This is a genomic window from Lentzea chajnantorensis (assembly GCF_054300775.1).
Map to the genome: position 1 here is coordinate 7,522,014 of NZ_JBSDZT010000002.1, position 16,994 is coordinate 7,539,007.

General features: G+C 68.1%; 20 protein-coding genes and 1 pseudogene. 17 read left to right on the plus strand and 4 right to left on the minus strand.

Annotation, left to right across the window (positions count from 1 at the left end; genetic code table 11):
• Positions 1 to 34 precede the first annotated feature (34 nt).
• The 4 genes and pseudogenes from ACVDFE_RS35830 to ACVDFE_RS35845 form a co-directional block, all read right to left on the minus strand.
• Positions 35 to 928, minus strand: a complete 894-nt coding sequence (locus ACVDFE_RS35830) for a hypothetical protein (protein ID WP_458433570.1) — start codon at positions 926 to 928, stop codon at positions 35 to 37.
• A gap of 925 nt (positions 929 to 1,853) precedes the next feature.
• Positions 1,854 to 3,020, minus strand: a pseudogene (locus ACVDFE_RS35835) (IS3 family transposase).
• 759 nt (positions 3,021 to 3,779) lie between these two features.
• A complete protein-coding gene (locus tag ACVDFE_RS35840; protein ID WP_458433571.1) occupies positions 3,780 to 4,451 on the minus strand; it encodes an HAD family hydrolase in 672 nt (223 codons plus the stop codon).
• Positions 4,444 to 5,316 (minus strand): GntR family transcriptional regulator, encoded by an 873-nt coding sequence (locus ACVDFE_RS35845; protein ID WP_458433572.1) that lies wholly within the window; start codon positions 5,314 to 5,316, stop codon positions 4,444 to 4,446. Before ACVDFE_RS35845 ends, ACVDFE_RS35840 begins: the two co-directional genes overlap by 8 nt.
• Before the next feature lie 548 nt (positions 5,317 to 5,864).
• Between ACVDFE_RS35845 and ACVDFE_RS35850 the strand changes: the two genes are divergently transcribed.
• From ACVDFE_RS35850 to ACVDFE_RS35930, 17 genes are all read left to right on the plus strand, one after another.
• A complete protein-coding gene (locus ACVDFE_RS35850) occupies positions 5,865 to 6,185 on the plus strand; it encodes a hypothetical protein (RefSeq protein WP_458433573.1) in 321 nt (106 codons plus the stop codon).
• Positions 6,182 to 6,634, plus strand: coding sequence for a DUF3307 domain-containing protein (locus ACVDFE_RS35855; RefSeq protein ID WP_458433574.1), 453 nt, complete (start codon positions 6,182 to 6,184; stop codon positions 6,632 to 6,634). The genes ACVDFE_RS35850 and ACVDFE_RS35855 overlap by 4 nt, the downstream gene beginning before the upstream one ends.
• A gap of 34 nt (positions 6,635 to 6,668) precedes the next feature.
• A complete protein-coding gene (locus tag ACVDFE_RS35860; protein WP_458433575.1) occupies positions 6,669 to 6,854 on the plus strand; it encodes a hypothetical protein in 186 nt (61 codons plus the stop codon).
• Between the two features lie 42 nt (positions 6,855 to 6,896).
• On the plus strand, positions 6,897 to 7,292 hold the full coding sequence (locus ACVDFE_RS35865) for an RRQRL motif-containing zinc-binding protein (protein WP_458433576.1): 396 nt from the start codon (positions 6,897 to 6,899) through the stop codon (positions 7,290 to 7,292).
• On the plus strand, positions 7,292 to 7,702 hold the full coding sequence (locus ACVDFE_RS35870; protein WP_458433577.1) for a hypothetical protein: 411 nt from the start codon (positions 7,292 to 7,294) through the stop codon (positions 7,700 to 7,702). Before ACVDFE_RS35865 ends, ACVDFE_RS35870 begins: the two co-directional genes overlap by 1 nt.
• Positions 7,703 to 7,716: 14 nt before the next feature.
• Positions 7,717 to 8,100: an HIT family protein gene (locus tag ACVDFE_RS35875; RefSeq protein ID WP_458433578.1), complete on the plus strand. Its 384-nt coding sequence runs from the start codon at positions 7,717 to 7,719 to the stop codon at positions 8,098 to 8,100.
• A 162-nt stretch (positions 8,101 to 8,262) separates the two neighbouring features.
• The gene (locus ACVDFE_RS35880) at positions 8,263 to 8,427 is read left to right on the plus strand and encodes a hypothetical protein (protein WP_458433579.1); all 165 of its coding nucleotides are present in this window, start codon (positions 8,263 to 8,265) and stop codon (positions 8,425 to 8,427) included.
• 167 nt (positions 8,428 to 8,594) lie between these two features.
• Positions 8,595 to 8,744: a hypothetical protein gene (locus ACVDFE_RS35885; protein ID WP_458433580.1), complete on the plus strand. Its 150-nt coding sequence runs from the start codon at positions 8,595 to 8,597 to the stop codon at positions 8,742 to 8,744.
• A 100-nt stretch (positions 8,745 to 8,844) separates the two neighbouring features.
• Positions 8,845 to 9,042, plus strand: coding sequence for a hypothetical protein (locus ACVDFE_RS35890; protein WP_458433581.1), 198 nt, complete (start codon positions 8,845 to 8,847; stop codon positions 9,040 to 9,042).
• Positions 9,043 to 9,050: 8 nt separating this feature from the next.
• On the plus strand, positions 9,051 to 9,191 hold the full coding sequence (locus ACVDFE_RS35895; RefSeq protein ID WP_458433582.1) for a hypothetical protein: 141 nt from the start codon (positions 9,051 to 9,053) through the stop codon (positions 9,189 to 9,191).
• Between the two features lie 197 nt (positions 9,192 to 9,388).
• Complete coding sequence (locus ACVDFE_RS35900; RefSeq protein WP_458433583.1) at positions 9,389 to 10,135, plus strand: NUDIX domain-containing protein; 747 nt, start codon at positions 9,389 to 9,391, stop codon at positions 10,133 to 10,135.
• A gap of 73 nt (positions 10,136 to 10,208) precedes the next feature.
• Entirely contained in the window at positions 10,209 to 10,388 is a 180-nt protein-coding gene (locus tag ACVDFE_RS35905; protein WP_458433584.1) for a hypothetical protein, read from the plus strand.
• Positions 10,389 to 10,479: 91 nt separating this feature from the next.
• Positions 10,480 to 11,025 carry a hypothetical protein gene (locus tag ACVDFE_RS35910; RefSeq protein ID WP_458433585.1) on the plus strand — a complete coding sequence of 182 codons (546 nt, stop codon included), beginning with the start codon at positions 10,480 to 10,482 and terminating at the stop codon, positions 11,023 to 11,025.
• Positions 11,022 to 12,146 carry a hypothetical protein gene (locus ACVDFE_RS35915; RefSeq protein ID WP_458433586.1) on the plus strand — a complete coding sequence of 375 codons (1,125 nt, stop codon included), beginning with the start codon at positions 11,022 to 11,024 and terminating at the stop codon, positions 12,144 to 12,146. Before ACVDFE_RS35910 ends, ACVDFE_RS35915 begins: the two co-directional genes overlap by 4 nt.
• Entirely contained in the window at positions 12,143 to 14,401 is a 2,259-nt protein-coding gene (locus ACVDFE_RS35920; protein WP_458433587.1) for a hypothetical protein, read from the plus strand. Before ACVDFE_RS35915 ends, ACVDFE_RS35920 begins: the two co-directional genes overlap by 4 nt.
• Before the next feature lie 315 nt (positions 14,402 to 14,716).
• Complete coding sequence (locus tag ACVDFE_RS35925) at positions 14,717 to 14,902, plus strand: hypothetical protein (RefSeq protein WP_458433588.1); 186 nt, start codon at positions 14,717 to 14,719, stop codon at positions 14,900 to 14,902.
• Positions 14,903 to 15,240: 338 nt separating this feature from the next.
• Positions 15,241 to 16,956 carry a DNA cytosine methyltransferase gene (locus ACVDFE_RS35930; RefSeq protein ID WP_458433589.1) on the plus strand — a complete coding sequence of 572 codons (1,716 nt, stop codon included), beginning with the start codon at positions 15,241 to 15,243 and terminating at the stop codon, positions 16,954 to 16,956.
• Positions 16,957 to 16,994 lie beyond the last annotated feature (38 nt).

A 16,994-nucleotide genomic window follows, 5' to 3' on the forward strand; every position in this document is an offset into this window, starting at 1 on the left:
TTACTGGGTCGTGTGCGGTTCGTCCGCGCGATGGTCAGCCGGTGCAGCCGGGCACAGCCGGAACACTGCCGACGCAGTTGTTGGGGGTGTTGGCGGTGATGGGCGAGTTGGTTGCGGTCATGGTGCCGCCGAGGCGGTAGACGCCACCGGCGGTCAGCACCGCGGTGTTAACCGTGACGGCGGTTTGGGTCATGGTGGTCGCGGTGGAGTTGACGGCGGCGACACCACCACCTTCAGAGCCGGTGTTGTTGAGGATGAACAGCGGGCTGCCGGACACACCTGTGGTGCTCAACGTGCCGCGCAGGCCGTTGTAAATGCCACCACCGCGCAGCAGCGCGGTGTTGCCGGTGACGTTGCTCCTGGTGAAGGTCGCGGCGGGCGCGGTGTCCGAGGCGGTGTCGGCGTTGGCCAGTCCACCACCGTTGAGCGTGGCCACGTTCCCGACGAGGCCGCTGTTGGTGAGGGTGACCGCACCCCGGTTGAGGATGCCGCCGCCGTCACCGACGGCGCTGCCGTTCGTGAACACGACCGAGGTCGTCAGGGTCAGACTGCCGGTCGAGCCGACTTCGGCGATCCGGAACGGCAGCGCGGAGGAACGGGTGATGACCGCCGGGCCGATCATCTGGATCGGGGTCGTGATCACCGGCAGCCCGGTGGTCAGACCACCGTGAGCGGAGGTCAACTGATAGGTGCAGCCGCCCGCCAGCACGAGCGTGTCCGAGGCGGGAGTGCCGTTGGCCTGGTTCACCGCCGCGACCAAAGCGTTCTCGCTGCACGCCACCGGAATGGTGATGGCTTGCGCGACGGGGGCAAGGGTGACCAGACCGGCAGCCACGATCGTGGCTCCGATCATGGCGTGGAGAGTGGTGCGGATGCGTTGCATGACGAGTTCATTTCCTGAAACGAAAATTGGGGAAACCGCCGACACGAAGGCGCCAACGGAGAAAGACAGAAAGACTGCGGGCAGGGCACCCGATCAGAACGGCCTGCACATCGGGCCGTCCACACAAAAGCCTCGGCCCGTGATCTGTGTCCACAATTGTTGTGAACAGGTCACGTCACCGAGGTCCGGGGCAACAATGTTCAACCTACTCCTTCACCAAAGCGATGGGTACCACAGTCCCCCAAATGACCCCTCCGTCGTACCTCTGATTGTCCCAGCCACGCCGAAGCCAGCTGATCAATGACAGCTGTGCCCGCGACTTCTGCACAGTCTCGGTTTCACGAGTAGCGCAAGGTTTGCGCAAGAGTCCGCGCGACCCGCGACGCGCGGCAAACACTCGGCTCGACACGGACGTGAAAATCGTGTCTCATAACGCCCGCGTGGTGTCGAAGTCCGCACTGTGCCGCTGAGCACAGAATTCCACATAGGCGATCCCAGGGCATGCTCATCTTACGCCTGTTACATCTGGTCCCCGTCCGCCTCATCGGCTGGCTGATCTTGCTCAGCCGCCCCCAACGTCGAAGGACATCGAACTACTGGTGATGCGGCACGAGGTCGCGGTACTGCGCTGAACCAACCCCGACCGCGCGGTGCTCGCCGCGCTGCCGTCCCCCCGCGCTACGCACGAGACGGCTGGACCCTCAAGGTCAAGCCGGCGGAACACGAGAGGTCGCTCCTCGACAGCGACGCGCAAGCCATCAAAGACTGTGGGGTGCCAGAGCTCTGGACTCGCCGCTGAGCTGAGGTAATCGTGCGTCATCGCCATAGCGGCGGCATGATCGTGAACGTGGCGTTGAGGCTGCTGTACTTCATCTTCGTCCGACTTGTCGGCTGGCTGGCTCTGCTCGGCCCATCCTCGGCGGCCAAAGATGTCGAGTGGGTCTGCTGCACGAGTAGGTGACAGTGGTAGTCACGCAGCCCGGCTGGCTGGCGTGGCCATGATTGCTTCGTATTCGATCGGGGTCAACCTGCCGAGAGCTGCCTGGCGCCGGCGGCGGTGGTAGGTGCGTTCGATCCAGGTCACGATCGCGATCCGCAGTTCCTCGCGCGTGGTCCAGGTGCGCCGGTCGAGAACATTGTTCTGCAGCAACGCGAAGAAGCTCTCCATCGCGGCGTTGTCTCCGGCGGCGCCGACCCGGCCCATCCAACCGGACAGGCCGTGACGAGCGAGCGCGCGGACGAATTTCCTGGATCGAAATTGCGATCCGCAGTCGGTGTGGACCACGCAGCCGGCGACCTCGTCACATCTCGCGACGGCCGTTGGTGAGTGCGGTGACGGCGAGGCGGGACTTCATCCGGGAGTCGATGGAGTAGCCGACGATCCGGTTGGAGCAGGCGTCCTTGACCGCGCAGAGATACAGCTTTCCTTCTGTGGTGCGGTGTTCGGTGAGGTCGGCCAGCCACAGCCGGTTCGGTGCGGTGGCGGTGAAGTCACGGCGCACCAGGTCGTCGTGCACCGGCGGACCGGCTTTCTTGCCGTTGCGGCCGCGTTTCTTGCCGAACGTGCTCCACCAGCCCATGGACGAGCAGATCCGCCACGCGGTCCGGTCCGCCATCGACACACCGGCGTCGCGGGCCTCGTCGGCCAGGAACCGGTAGCCGAACTCCGGATCGTCGCGGTGCGCGTCGAACAACGCGTTCGCCCGCTGAGCCCGCTCGAGTTCGATCCCGGTGACCGGCCAGACGCGCCACCGGTAGTACGGCTGTCGAGCGATCCCGAGTACCCGGCACGTCACCGCGACCGGGATCCCGTCCGCGGCCAGCTCGGTCACGAGCGGGTAGAGCCTTTTCCCGACAAGTTCGCCTGCGACAGATACGCCGTCGCGCGGCGCAGGACCTCGTTCTCCTGCTCCAGCAGCTTGATCCGCTTACGCGCCTCACGCAGCTCAGCCGACTCGGCCCGGCTCGCACCGGCCTTGGCGCCTTCCTCGACCTCGGCCTGGCGCAACCACTTGAACGACGTCATCGGGTGCACCCCGAAGTCCTTCGCGATCTGCTCGACCGTCACGCCGGGCTCGCGGTCACGGGCGACCCGCACAACATCGTCGCGGAACTCCCGGGGGTAGGGCTTGGGCACAGCGACATTCTCCTCGGCCAGCTCGTGGTCGCCAACTTCTCTGACGATCTCTGCCTCCACCAGTGTCCACCCGTCGACGCCGCCCCGGCCCCGCCAGCATGGTCTGACACCGGTCGCCCATCGACGAAGACGACCTGCCCCGACAAACCCGTCACCGCCCCAGATGACCGCCGCGCGCGAGGAACGCCGCGATGTCACCCCACTGGCCACAGCCCAGCTCCGCAGGTGCAACTTCCACGATCCATGAGATCACCAGGCTCTGCCGCACTTGGACAACGCCGTCACACGCCGATCATGACCAGGAAGAACACCCGAACGGAGGACACGATTCGCTTAGCCAACGCGACCCCATTTCGCCCCGCGCAAACCGATTCTCCCAAAATCCTCCCAAACACCGGGTTACTGACCAGTACAGACCACTGTGGACAGTCACTTCAAGATCGAAAAATGCGCACGAAAAAGCCCGCTGAACTGGGCTTTCACCCAGAATCAGCGGGCTGATTCAGACCGTCGGGACGACAGGATTTGAACCTGCGACCCCTTGACCCCCAGGCACTTTGCTGGACTAATCGTCCAGCATGGACAGAATAGATAACCAGCATCAACAGTGCGTTGACGTCTGTGGGCGTCCTGCTTGGTCCGCAAGGATTGTCACTCAGTTGGTCACTCAGTCACACACCACAGCCGTCCACTATGGACAACCGCTGAACTGCCTCGCAGAGACTTAGCTAGCGCCGACCATCCACGTACGGCAAGCTGTCAGCGCCCGACCAGTAGGCCGTCCATGCTGTCGATCACCACTGTGGCGCCGGCGTTTTCCAACTCGACTCGCCGCGCGGCTGTCTTGGCGTATCCAACCGGAACCACCCCGGCTACAAGAGACGCCTCAATGTCCGTAACCGCGTCGCCGATTAGCAGCGCCGCGTCAGGCTTGATGCCGAGCGCATTGACTGCGCGGATCAGGGAATCTGGGTTTGGCTTCATGCGCGTAGGTTCAGCGTAGGGACGGCCCGCAATGAAGTCGACAAACGGTTTCAGTGAGTGAAAATTCAGATACTTCTCAATAGCGGGGGCCGAGTTATTGCTAACGATCGCAGTTGATTGACCACGGCGGCGCGCTGCCTCGATCGCCTCGTGCGCAAACGGCGTCGGTCCCGCACCGTCAACAGCAGCGTATTCCGCCGCACAGAGCACATCATCAATACACGACACCAAATTAGGCCAATTCTGACCAGTCCACCGAAGCACCTCCATAGGGTCGGCCTCGCCCGCGATCGTGGCAGGCAATCCACCCAACTCGACACTGAGTGCTTTCAACATTTCGGCTGCAACAGCAGAAGCTGGATAACCAGCAAATACACTGCAAACCGGGCCGTCAAAGTCAAAGAAGATGGCCTCAGCAGTCCCAAGAACATGAGCTATATTAGTCACGCGCATACTCCCGAGAGATGGTGTTCCAGAGAGAGTCGAACCACGTTCGCGCCTGCATCACATACTCGGTCGCAGTCGACGTGTCGTCTTCAGCGCTGACCGAGTAGTGGAAGAGAGTTGCATCTTTCCCCATCGGATCAAAGACAGGAACAGCTTCACCATTGATTGTCACTTCATGCTGCACGACCGGATAGAAGCCGAAAAACGCTTCCTCGTTGTTCAAAATGTACAACTTGAACAACGGAGCCGCTCCGTGGACACGGACTTGAGCAGTCGCTGATTTAACCAGTCCGAGGTTGGCAAGCTCCTCGACGTCGTCCACAATGCTTTCAATCGCACGCCTCATGATTCTCCCCTGACGCTTTCGGATAGCCGGGTCATCAGCCGCCGTATCTACTCGACACGGCAGAGCCATCGGTACGGTCATGTCGGAAACCATGATTCGAATAGCGATTGATTCAGGAGTAAGGCGTCCCGCCCTTACCTTGTCGAGCACTTCCGACAGCGCGTTCCGAAACGTCTCGGCGGTGAACCCCGCAAAGTCAATGGTCACGTGTGCCCGCGCAAACGCCGCCTCAACGTGCGGCCGGAGACCAACTGGCCGCTCCGTCTGAGCCCGGACAAACGTCCCGCTCCCCTGCCTGCTGATGATCAGGCGTTCGTTCGCCAAGACACGAAGTGCTGCCTTCACCGTCTCCCGCGCCACTCCGTACCGTGCCGCAAGCTCAGGCTGCGAAGGAAGCTTCTCGCCCGGCTGAAGTTTGCGAGTGAGGATCACTGCGCGCAGCACGTTCGCAATCTGCTGCGACTCCGTGCGCGGATCATCCGGATCAAGGTCGGCCAAGTGCCGCAAGGCGTCGGTCATGGCGGCCACCTTACCGCCCCTGACTAGCCAAGACAGTCTTTCTTCGAGTGACCACTTGACATGGCTAGCCAGGTAGGCCAAGCTCATTCTCAGCTCACCGCATGACTAGCCAGGTGAGTCAAGCTAGCGAGTTACCGCAGCTCAGTGACACGGCGAGCAGGACCGGACTCCACGTCGGTACCGCCGCCGCAGGTCTTGCTCTTTGACAACTGAACAGGGTCAGCAAAACCCGCACCCCTGGCAGCACGTTCGGGCCTCACGGCCTGGCGCTAGCCCGCAACGACCCGCGCAGAGCCCAGCTCCGCGCCGGCGAGCGAACGTGTGGCATTGGACGCCAATGCCGGGAGATCCACGGCCGAGGCTGACCCCTTGAGAAGCACCTGACGAACTCGTTCGTTGCGTGCCGGTTCCTCATCGTTCGCGGCTTCGGCCCGGCCGGTGAGGCTCCGGGACCCAATGCGGTTCTTCTGTCTAACTGCGGAGGCGCCTGTCTCCGCAGGTAGCCCTATCCCTGAGTCATTCGCATTCGCAAAGGAATTCTCATGTCCGTGAAGCAGTTCGTTGTGTCGCCGCTGGTGGCGTTCCGCCTGTACGAGGAGCACACCTGCGCCGGTTACCTCAAGGCCCGCAAGGCGATGGTGCGACTGTCGGCACGGGTCGCGTCGCTGAGCCAGCTGGTGCGGGAGCGTCCGGACCGGATCGACTACCGCACGGTGCTGGGCGAGCTGGTCGGCCGGCAGATCGACGCGGAGCAGCGCACCCGGCTGGCCTACGAGCGCTGGCAGCGGGCGCAGCGGCAGTCCGACATGGTGTGGATGGCGCAGGCCAAGGCCGCCGCCGGTACGCCCGAGCTGACGGTGGCGGCGTGAACGCGGCGGTGACGTTCGCGGCGGTGCTGCCCGGCCTGCTGGTCGCGCACAACGTCGCCGACCACTGGGCGCAGACCGACCACCAAGCCCAGACCAAAGGCCAGACCGGGAAGGCTGGTCGGGTGGCGTGCCTGGCGCACGTCGTGTCCTACACCGCGGTGACCGCCGTGGCGGTGGCCCTGCTGTGGCTGGTCCTTGACCTCGACATCAGCCCGGCGGGGTTCGTGGCGGGGCAGCTGGTGTCGGCGGTGACGCACTACTGGGCGGACCGCCGCTTCACCCTCGCCCGCCTGGCCGCCCTGCTGGGCAAGAGCACGTTCTACGTCCTGGGCGTGCCGCGCGCCGGCCGGGACGACAACCCCTCACTGGGTACCGGCGCCTACGCGCTGGACCAGTCCTTCCACTGGCTGTGGCTGTTCGTGGCCGCCCTGGTCACCGCCACCGCCTGACCCCATCCACCCTCACCGAACTGGAGCACATGCGATGACGACGAACCGCGTGCACGGCAACAACTACGGCGTCATGACCGGCACGATCACCGGCGGCCTGACCATCGGCGGCGGCAAGGTCCGCATCGGCGGCACCACCGACGACACCGGCGTGACGAACGAGGTCTACGGCGACAACTACGGCGTCATGTCCAGCACCGACGACGACACGAACCGGTAGGCGGTCGTGCCGGGCCGCCAGTACCCGTGGGTCCTTGCGCCGGTGCCCTGGTCGCAGGCGCAGGAGTTCACCCGCGGCACTCTCGACGGGTTGCCGTTGCTGTCGCGCGGTTGTGCGCCACGGGACACGCTGGCCACCTACCGCCAACTGCGCGCTCTGGGGCTGCGTCCCGGCGGGCAGGACCCGGTGGCGATGCTGTACGGGCGGCACCGCGGTTCCAAGGCGAAGTGGTTCGCCAACCTCTACCTGATCTCGCGTGCCAAGCCGGTGCGGCCGATGACGCCGGCCAAACACGCTGCGCTGGCGAAGGCGAACCTGGCCCGCCGTATCTGCCGCACCTGCGGGCGGGACCCGCTGTACGTGCTGCCGACCAGCACCCGTCAGTGCTGGCCGTGCTTTGAAGCCAACGAGAACACCGAGATGACGGAGGCCGCGTGATGTCCACGTACCTGCAACTCACCAGTCACTACGTCGAGAACCGCGGCGACCAGGTCGTCGTGTTCGACCCGTCGGTCACCGCGAGGTTCAGTGACGGCACCGCCGTGCAGTTCCCGCTGCCGTTCATGCGGATCGGCAACGGTCTCGCGCTGGTCCCGCGCGTCAAGGGTGCCGACGTCGGCGTGAGCGTGCAGATCGACTTCAGCCAGTGGTCTCCGGCTCGCATCGCCAACGGCAAGACGCAGGTCCTGCCGGTCGGACTGCCGGACCAGGCGCTGGCCGTGCGGCTGTGCCAGGAGTTCCACGCCGACCCTGACACCACGTGGGATGACCCGAGCGACAAGACCGCAGCCTGGGTGACGACCTGGTTGCAGGTCAACAGGTCCGATGCTGGCCGACCCACGAAGTGACCGGAACTGCATCGATGAGTGCTGCGACTGCCAAGCTGTTGTTCGACCGGGACTGTGTGTTCTGCCAGCGGGTCGTCAACGGCAAGTACGACGAGGGCGACCGTGACGCGGTGATCTTCGCGCCACGTCACCCGGTCACGCCGGGGCACATGCTGATCGTGCCCCGGCTGCACGTCACCGACGCCGCCGCCGACGCGGACGTCACCGCGGCGACCATGCGCCTGGCGGCCGTGTACGCCGTTCGGTCCGGTGTGGACTTCAACCTCATCACCAGCCGCGGGCACCTCGCCACGCAGACGGTGTTCCACCTGCACATCCACTTCGTGCCGCGCCGCGAGAACGACGGCCTGACGCTGCCCTGGACCGGTCAGCTCAAGCCGGACGGGCGGGTGTCGTGATGTGGGTGAACTGCATCGCGTGCGACGGCGACGGAACCTGCGGCGACGGGTGCTGCGACTGCTCGGACTGCCAGGGCAGCGGCGGCGCCGACTTCCCCGACCAGGACCCGGACTCGTAACCGTCCCGTCAACCGCACCACGCCGTCCTGAAAGGACAGAGTCATGACCGCCGCGTTCGTGAAGGTGCTGACCCACACCGTCAAGAACTGCCCGAACGGCTGCGACCTCAAGACCGTGCTGGTCGACCCCGGATACGGCGACCCGGTCCGCGTGCACGCCGGCACCTACGAGTACGCCTGCCCGCGCACCCCAGGCCGCCGCCGCTGACTTCCCCCGCTGCACAACGACCGGCCGGACACCCCGGCCTGGACGGAGCCGACATGGCCACCACCTGTTTCTCCTGCGGCACGCCGATCAGCAGCGGCGAGGTGTGCGCGGGATGCAACCGCGGACCGCACGGGTCCGCGGCCGACTGACGAAAGGACCCGACAGCGATGAGCAAGTCCAGCAACACCAACCGCACCAGCGGGGCGGCGGACACCTGCGCGAACGGCCACCGCGCCACGAACGGCCAGTGCTCGGTCGGCTGGTGCGCCTACAACAAGTGGCCGCACACGTGGCCGGAGAACCGCGCCCGCCGCTGACGTCGCCCTGGTCCGGCGGCTCGAACCGCCATCACGCACCGCCGGACCAGGTTGCACCACCTCACCCCCGCCGTGACCGCACCGAATCGAGGTATGCCCGATGTTGAACATCCGCAGGCTGGGTACCAAGTCCAGCGCCACCCACTGCATGGCGCCCACCGGCAAGAAGGGCCGCCACTGCGGCAAGCCGATCGGCAAGGGCCGCATGTCCAACGGCGTCACCTGCTTCGGCACGGACTGCCAGTACTGGTACCTGGCCGGTGAAGAACTCGCGATGGAACGGCAGAAGACCAAGTAGCGGCAGTCGTGAGCACCGAGGAAGACCTGCGGCGGCTGCTCGCCGAGATCGCTGACACCGCCAGCACCGACGCCGCGGACCTGATCCGCCGGCGTCTCACCGACAACGAGCGCGGCACCGCGGCGCGCTCGCAGCCACCCCGCAGCTGAGCACGCAGCCCTGGCGCGTGCTGACAGGCCCTGGTCCGGCGGCTCGAACCGCCAAGCACGCACCGCCGGACCAGGTTGCACCACCTCACACGGTCCACCAGGACCGCGCGCAGGCCCGCACAGTGTCCCGCACCTGTGCGCACGGGCAAAGCGTGACGTCCCTCCAGTCCACCTCGACCCGAAAGGGCCTGTTCACCATGCCCGAGAACAAGTTCACCCCGCCCGGAATCCCCGTGCCCGCCGACCTGCGGCCGTGGACGACGTCCTGGCCCTACTACACGCCCGTGGACATCACCCCGCCCCAGCTGCGCCGCACGGGCCTGGCTCAGTCGGTGGCGGAAGGCTGGGCCGAGCCCGCGGTGACCCCGGAGGACGTGCGGGACTGGCCCACCCGCGCGGCGCGGGCGCTGGTGCCGTTCACCTTCGACGCCTACCGCTGGCCGCTCAACCCCACCGGCCGCACCGGCAAGACCGGCCGCAACCTGGGCCGCTGGGGTGAGAACCCCGCGGCCGACCCGATCGTGGTCGCCGGTGACCTCGACCGCGACGGCGAACGCTACGTGCTGCTGATCCTGCGCAGTGACACCGGGCAGTGGGCCATCCCCGGCGGCATGGTCGACCGCGGCGAGACCGCCCCGGCCGCGTTGGTGCGGGAGCTGCGCGAGGAAACCGGAGTCGACCTGGCCGGACAGGCGCCGGCGATCGTCGCGTGCGGCTACGTCGATGACCCGCGCAACTCCGACCACGCCTGGATCTGCACCACCGCCGCGGTGTACCGGCTGCCGCACACCGTGCTCGCGGTCGGCGCCGACGACGCCCTCGACGCCGCCTGGTTCCCGTTCAGCAGCCTGGTGGCGCTGGTCAACGCCGTGCAGAAGAAGGACGGCGGACAGCTCTACCCGACGCACCTGCCGCTGCTGCGTACCGCGTTGCACGTGCTCTGACTGCCCTCCGCACCGTCCACTCCGGCCTGTATCAGGCCGCACTACCCATTCGCAGCAACGAAAGGTGACAGCCATGGCCCCCAAGTTGGTCAGGATCGTCGTGCGGGTGCAGGGCAAGTGCCCGAAGGGGCACCCCGGCTGGTTCGACAAGACCGTGGACGTGCCCCGCGGCGGACGCGGAAGCATCGAGACCTGGGGTGACTGCCCGCAGGGATGCGGCCCGGCACGCATGACCGGCACCTACACCGCCTGACCCTCCACGCCCTTGACGGGCGGCTCGAACCGCCCAACACACGCACCGCCCGCCAAGGGCTTCACCACCTCGCAGAAAGGACCTCTGTGTCATGCCCTCGACCGCCACCCGCACGACGTTGCGCGCCGTCATGGCCGCGATGACCGAGCACTGCCCGTCCCTGACCGCCACCCACGGCGAGGTCTCCGCCTGGTTCGCCCAGTGCGTGCACCTGCTCACCCCGATCACCTCCGACCCCAGCCACCCCGAGCACGACGACGCCTGCGTGCTGGCCGCGAAGTACTCCGCCGACGCCCGCGGCGCCTGCCAGGCCGGGGGGGACGCGATGAGCGACCCGTTCATGCTGCCGCTGCTGCTGGGTTCCGGTGTCGCGCTGGCGCTGGCGGTGCTGCTGTGGAAGCTGCTGGTGCTCACCGGCGGCATCGCCGTCGCGCAGTGGGCGTTCGTGACCGGGTTCGCCGACAACCCGGCCGTGCAGGCCGCCGCGTTCGCGTTGCCCGCGCTGCTGGCCGCCGCCGCGCTGCTGTACCTGCCGCGTGCCGCCGGCCGTTCCGCACAGGCACGCCTGCACCGTGCTCGTAGCTCGTTCAACCCGCGCCGCCGCGCGCACCAGACCCGTTGGGAGGCAATGGCATGAGCACCTGGGCCGAGAACCGCCGCGCCGACCGCGTGGCCGCCGCCGAGCAGGCACGCGAGACGCAGCGGATGCTGCTGGAGCAGCGCCGCGCCGACAAGGCCGCAGACGCGCAGCTGCGCCGCCAGGCCGCCGACAAGGCCCGCGCCGACCGCGCCGCCCGCCTGGCCACGCTCACCGGCTGGTGCCGCGCGCACGTGCTCGACCTGTTGTTCCTGCCGGTCATCATCGTCCCCGCGGTGCTCGCCTGGACCGCGATGGCCGACTACGGCACGAAAATCTTCGGCGCACCCGGCGTGCTGCTGCCCCTGTTCTCCGAGGGGGCGATGTGGGTGTTCGCGTTCGCCGTCGCCATCGCCGCCCGCGCGGGCCGGGCCACCGGCTGGTTGCAGCTGGGCACGTGGGTGTTCGCCGCCGTCGCCGCGGCACTGAACTTCGTCCACGGCTTGGACGCGGACGGCGGGGGCATCGGCCACGGCATCGTCATGGCGCTGGTGTCGATCGGCGGCGTGGTCGTGCACCAGCTCGTGCACGCCAACCCCATGCGCACCCGCCGCACCCGCACTGAACGCGCCGCGCTGAAGGTCGAGCGCGACGCGCACCGCCGGTTGCAGCGCGTGCGCCGCGCCGCCGTCCGCCAGGCCGCCGCGCAGGTCGCCGCCGACGGCACCGCGACCCTGCTCTACCGGCCCGGCACGTTCGTCCTGCGCGGCGGGTTCGGCCCCCGGTCGCGGCTGGTCCCGGCGACCGTTCCCGGTCTTCCCGTCGACCCCCTCGGGGACGAAGTGGCAGACGACTTGGCCGACCAGATCGGCGCCTACCTCGCCGCCCTCCCGGCCCCGGACACCACCACGACCGGGAAGACCCCGCACCCCTCGGGAAGAGGGCAAACGCCCGCGCAGGCCCCGGCGGTGGAGGTCCCGGCGGAGATCGCCGACAAGTTCGGCGGCTACGTCGCGCGGGTCCGCGCGGCCATCGACAGCGGGCGCCTTCCGGCCTCGCCGAGCAAGGACGCGGTGCGCAAGTTCCTGCGCATCCGCGCCACCTACGCGGCGGCCGTGTGGCAGGCCGCGACCGACCACGACAACGGCGGCGACGACGGCCGTCAGGAGGTGACCGCATGAGCACCCCAGGCAACACACAGCCCGACCACCCCGACGAGCCCGGTGCGCGGGTGTACGACCTGTCCGCGCACCGCACCACCACCGCCGCCGATCAGCACGCCGTGGACGGCGACGCGGGTCAGCCGGGAACGCACGACAGCGAGATCGTGACCGGCCCCGCGGCTGCCGAGCTGGAGGCGCGGGTACAGCGCGGGGAGCTGCGCACCATCCCCCAGACCCGCATCGGCCGCGCGCGGGTCGTGGTCGTCACGCGGGGCGGCAAGGCCGTGCGCCGTACCGCCCGCGCGGGATGGACCGTGGCGCAGGGCCACGGGTCGTGGATGCGCCGCGCCACCGACGCGGTGACCTTCGGCCACGTCCGCGAACAGATCCGCCTGGCCCGCATGCAGGGAGACAGCGTCGCCCTGGCCGAGTGGACCGAGCGGCTGAACATGCTCAAAACCGGTCGCGCGCAACGCATGCGTGAGCTTCCGGCCACCATCTACGCGGGCCTGCGGGCCGCCGCGGTGGTGACCATCATCGCCGCCGGCGTCATGCTGATGGCGGGGCTGGCCTTCCAGCTCACCCCCGGCGGCTGGACGTGGAGCGACTGGTGGAGCCTGGTCGGTGACGTCGTCGGCATCGCCGGCGTGTTCGTCACGATCGCCCTGCACACGGTGCTGTGGGGCGCGGCCCCGGCGTGGCTGTTCGCCGCCTGGCGCGAAGGACAGCGTGCCGGGATCGTGCCGCGCTGGCTGGTCAGCGACATCGAGCGCGCGGAGATGGACTCCGAGATCACGCCGGACCTGGTGACCCAGGCGCTCATGCACGTCAAGCTCCCCGCCCTGACCAAGTTCCTCAAGGACGGCGGCCAGCTGGAGTACCTGATCCAGCCGCGTGAGCAGGGCGGCGGCACATACTTGCAGGTCAGACTGCCCTTCGGGGTGGTGGCGGCCGAGCTGCTGCCATCGAAGAAGGTCGAACTGCTGGCAGGCAACCTCGGGCGGCACAAGCACGAGGTGTGGCCGCAGCGCGACCCGGCCGCCGACGCCCGCGTGCTGGACCTGTGGGTGGCCGACAAGGGCACGATGGACAAGCCCGCCCCGGCCTGGCCGCTGCTGGAGACCGGCGAGTTCGACGTGTTCCGCGAACGCATCCCGTTCGGCGTCACCATGCGCCAGGAACAGATCGAAGTCGGCGCCCTGCAGAAGCACTGGCTCATCGGCGCCACCTCCAAGCAGGGCAAATCCACCGTCATGCGGCTGATCGCCCTGTGCCTGGCGCTCGATCCGACGATCGAACTCAAGATCGCCGATCTCAAGGGCGACGGCGACTGGAAGATGTTCACCCCGCGCGCCACCACGTTCATCGAGGGCTCCACCGAGGAGGACGCCGAAGCCACCGCCGCCATGCTCGAATGGGGAGTGGCGGAGATGGAACGCCGCTACCAGGCCAAAGCCGACCAGAACATGGTCGGGCCGATCACGCGGGAGATCTCGCGGCGCAAGGGTTCCGGGTTCCACCCGGTCTACCTGATCGTGGACGAGTGCCAGGTCCTCTACGGCGCGGAGCACCCGGTGGGCGGCACCAAGGACGGTGCCCGCGCGGTCAAGGCCGCCAAGCGGCTGCACGACCAGGCACGCGCGGTCAACATCCACCTCATGCAAGCCACCCAGCGCCCGGACGACCGCACGCTTCCGGTGCGGGTCCGCGAGGGCGCGCACGTGCGCGGCTCGCTCAACGTCCCCAACGAGGCCACCGCGAAGATGATCCTGGCCGACGCGGTGGACCGGGGCGCCCGCCCACAGGACCTGCGGCCCGGCGCAGACGCCGGAACCATCGTCATGACCGGCGAAGTAGAGGACATTCCCGCAGGTCAGGCGTTCGTCATCGTGCGCAGCCACTACGTGTCCACCAAGGACGCCTATGCGGTCATCGCCCGCGCGATGGACATCCTCAAGCGCCACGGCCGCCAGGTCACCGCGGCCGAGACCCCCGAGGAGCCCGAACCGGTCGATCACCTGGCCGCCATCGAACGCGCCATGCGCGATGAGGACCGCACCCGCACCACCGTGGTGCTCGCGCGGCTGATCGAGGACAACCCGACCACCTACGAAAGCTGGAACGCCGAACGTCTCGCCGAGGAACTGCGCCACTGGGGCATCCCGGTGGTCAAGGCCAGCGTCAAGCTCATCAAGGCCGATGACGTCCGCACCGCAATCACCAAGCGTGACAAAGGTGAGGCGTTCGACGACGAGTCCGACACCGCCGAATAGGGCCGTGCACGCGGTCTGGACGGCGCCGCGACGCGGCGGGACCCCTAATGGGACCCCGCCGTGTCCGTGGGACTAGTCCCATACCCCCTCCCACGACGGGGTCCCATGGGATGAGCAGGGCAAACACTCGCAATGGGACCCCGGGACCCACCCCCTCGCCACCAGCGAAAACCCCCGAAAACACCCTGTTTTCGGCCGCTGCTAGGGGTCCCACGCCTCTCCCGCAACACCCATACACCCTCACCGCGACGCACCCGCACCACCGTGCACGCGGCCTATCCACGCACCCCCACACGGTCACTCACAGTGACAGAGATGAGGTACTTGATGACACGCGAGGTCATGCACGTCGTAGCGTCCAAGTCCTGGTGGAGCGGCACTGTCACCACGGCGTGCGGGGACACCATCGACAGCTCGGAGACGAACAGGGTCTGGTTCCCGTCGCTGTCGGGCAACATCAAGTGCCCGGCCTGCGAGCGCGCGAACGCGACACGGCGATGAGCTGCCCAGCAGCCCCGGCCCGGCACCCGCGCACACGGCACGCGCCTAACTACAACAACAACTCTTCTCAGGATGAGAGAACAAACCCGCAAACCCGCAGACGTGCTCGGGCAGAACGCTTGAGCTGCGGAAACACCATGCGGGTTTGGGTGCGGGTTTAGCCGGACGCGCGGGTTCGACACCCGCAAACCCGCATCCACGCCCGCATCCTTCCCGGCACCTTCCAGCCGCACACCTCACCAGCAGGCCCCACTACCCCGCGCGGGCTAGTGGGGCCTGCCCTTCACACCTCCGAAGGGGCGCGGCTCGCGTCCTGTCGAGCGCGAAAGGCAGACGCCATGAGCATCACCTACACCGACATCTTCTGTGGCGCGGGCGGTTCCTCGATCGGCCTGACCGCCGCCGGGTTCGAGCTGAAGCTGGCCGCGAACCACTGGGACCGCGCGATCGAGACGCACGCCGCGAACTTCCGCGACGCGGAGCACCTGTGCGCGGACGTGTCGAACTACGACATGCGCCGCCTGCCCCGCACCGACGTGCTGTGGGCCTCGCCGATCTGCACCGAGCTCAGCCCCGCCGGCGGGCGCAAGAAGAGCCGCGGGCAGCTGGACCTGCTGGCCGACCTCAACGAGCACGGCCCGGTCAGCACCGACGCCCTGACCCGCACGCGGGCCACGTTCCACGACGTCATCCGCGCCACCGAGGTTCACCGCTACAAGGCCGTCCTGGTCGAGAACGTCACCAACGTGGCCAGCGACTGGGAGCTGTTCGACTGGTGGGTGCAGGGCATGTGCCAGCTGCGCCCCGGCTACAACGTCCAGTACGTCTCCGTCAGCAGCGCCCACATCGGCGGCCCCGGCAACCCGCACGCACCGCAGTGGCGTGACCGGCTCTACATCGTGTTCACCCGCAAGGACATCGCCCTGCCCGACGTCGCCCCGCGCCCGGTCGCCTACTGCACGAGCTGCGACCAGGTGGTCGAGGCGGTCCAGTCGTGGAAGCGGCCGGAGCGCCGCGCGATCGGCAAGTACGGCCAGCAGTACCTCTACCGCTGCCCCAACAGCCGGTGCCGCCACGCGGTCGTGGAACCGTACGTGCTGCCCGCGTCGGCGGCGATCGACTGGTCCGACCTCGGGCAGGTCATCGGCGAGCGCACCAAGCCCCTGGCCGCCAAGACAATCAAGCGCATCCAGGCCGGGCTGGACATGTTCGCCGAACCCATCGTCGCCGCCGCCGGTGGAAACACGTGGGAGCGGCCGGGGTCGGACTACGTGCGGGCGTGGCCCGCCCTGCGGTCCCCGGCGATGGCCCGCACCGGCACTCCCGGTGACGGGGTCGCCGTGCCGCCGTTCCTGGCACCGGCCGGCGGGACGTGGAACGAGGCGCCGAGCCCGATCGCCGCGCCGATGCGGACCCGCACCACCCGCGACACCGACGCGCTGGTGTGCCCGCCGGTGATGGTGTCGGTCAACCACGACGGCCACGGCCGCGCCTACCCCGCCGACGCCCGACCGCTGCCCTCACGCACCACGAAGATCGGCGACGGCCTGGCGGTCGCGCCGCCGTTCGTGGCCGAGCTGCGCGGCGGCGGCTCGACCGCCCGCCCCGTCGCGCACCCGCTGGCAACCGTGACCGCGGGGGGCAACCACCACGGCCTGGTCGTGCCGCAGGACGCGTTCGTGACACGCCACTACGGCGGGCATGCCCCCTCGAAGTCCCGGCCCGTCACGCAGCCCCTCGGGGCGGTCACCGCGTCCGGCGGCAACCACAGCCTGGTCGTGCCGTACCGGCGTGGCGCCAAGCCGCACCGCGCGGACACCCAGCCGATCTCCACCGTCGCCACCCGTGAGCAGCACGGCCTCATGCACGCCGGGTACGCGGTCGAGGACTGCCGCTTCCGCATGCTCAAGCCGAGTGAGCACCTGGCCGCCCAACGGTTCCCGGCCAGCTACATCGTCACCGGCAACTCCGGCGAACAGACCATGCAGGCGGGCAACGCCGTCAGCTCCAACGTCGCGCAGTGGCTCGCTACCCGCCTCGCACAGGTCCTGTAACCCGCGCGCACCCACGACGCGACAGCCACCAACCGCTG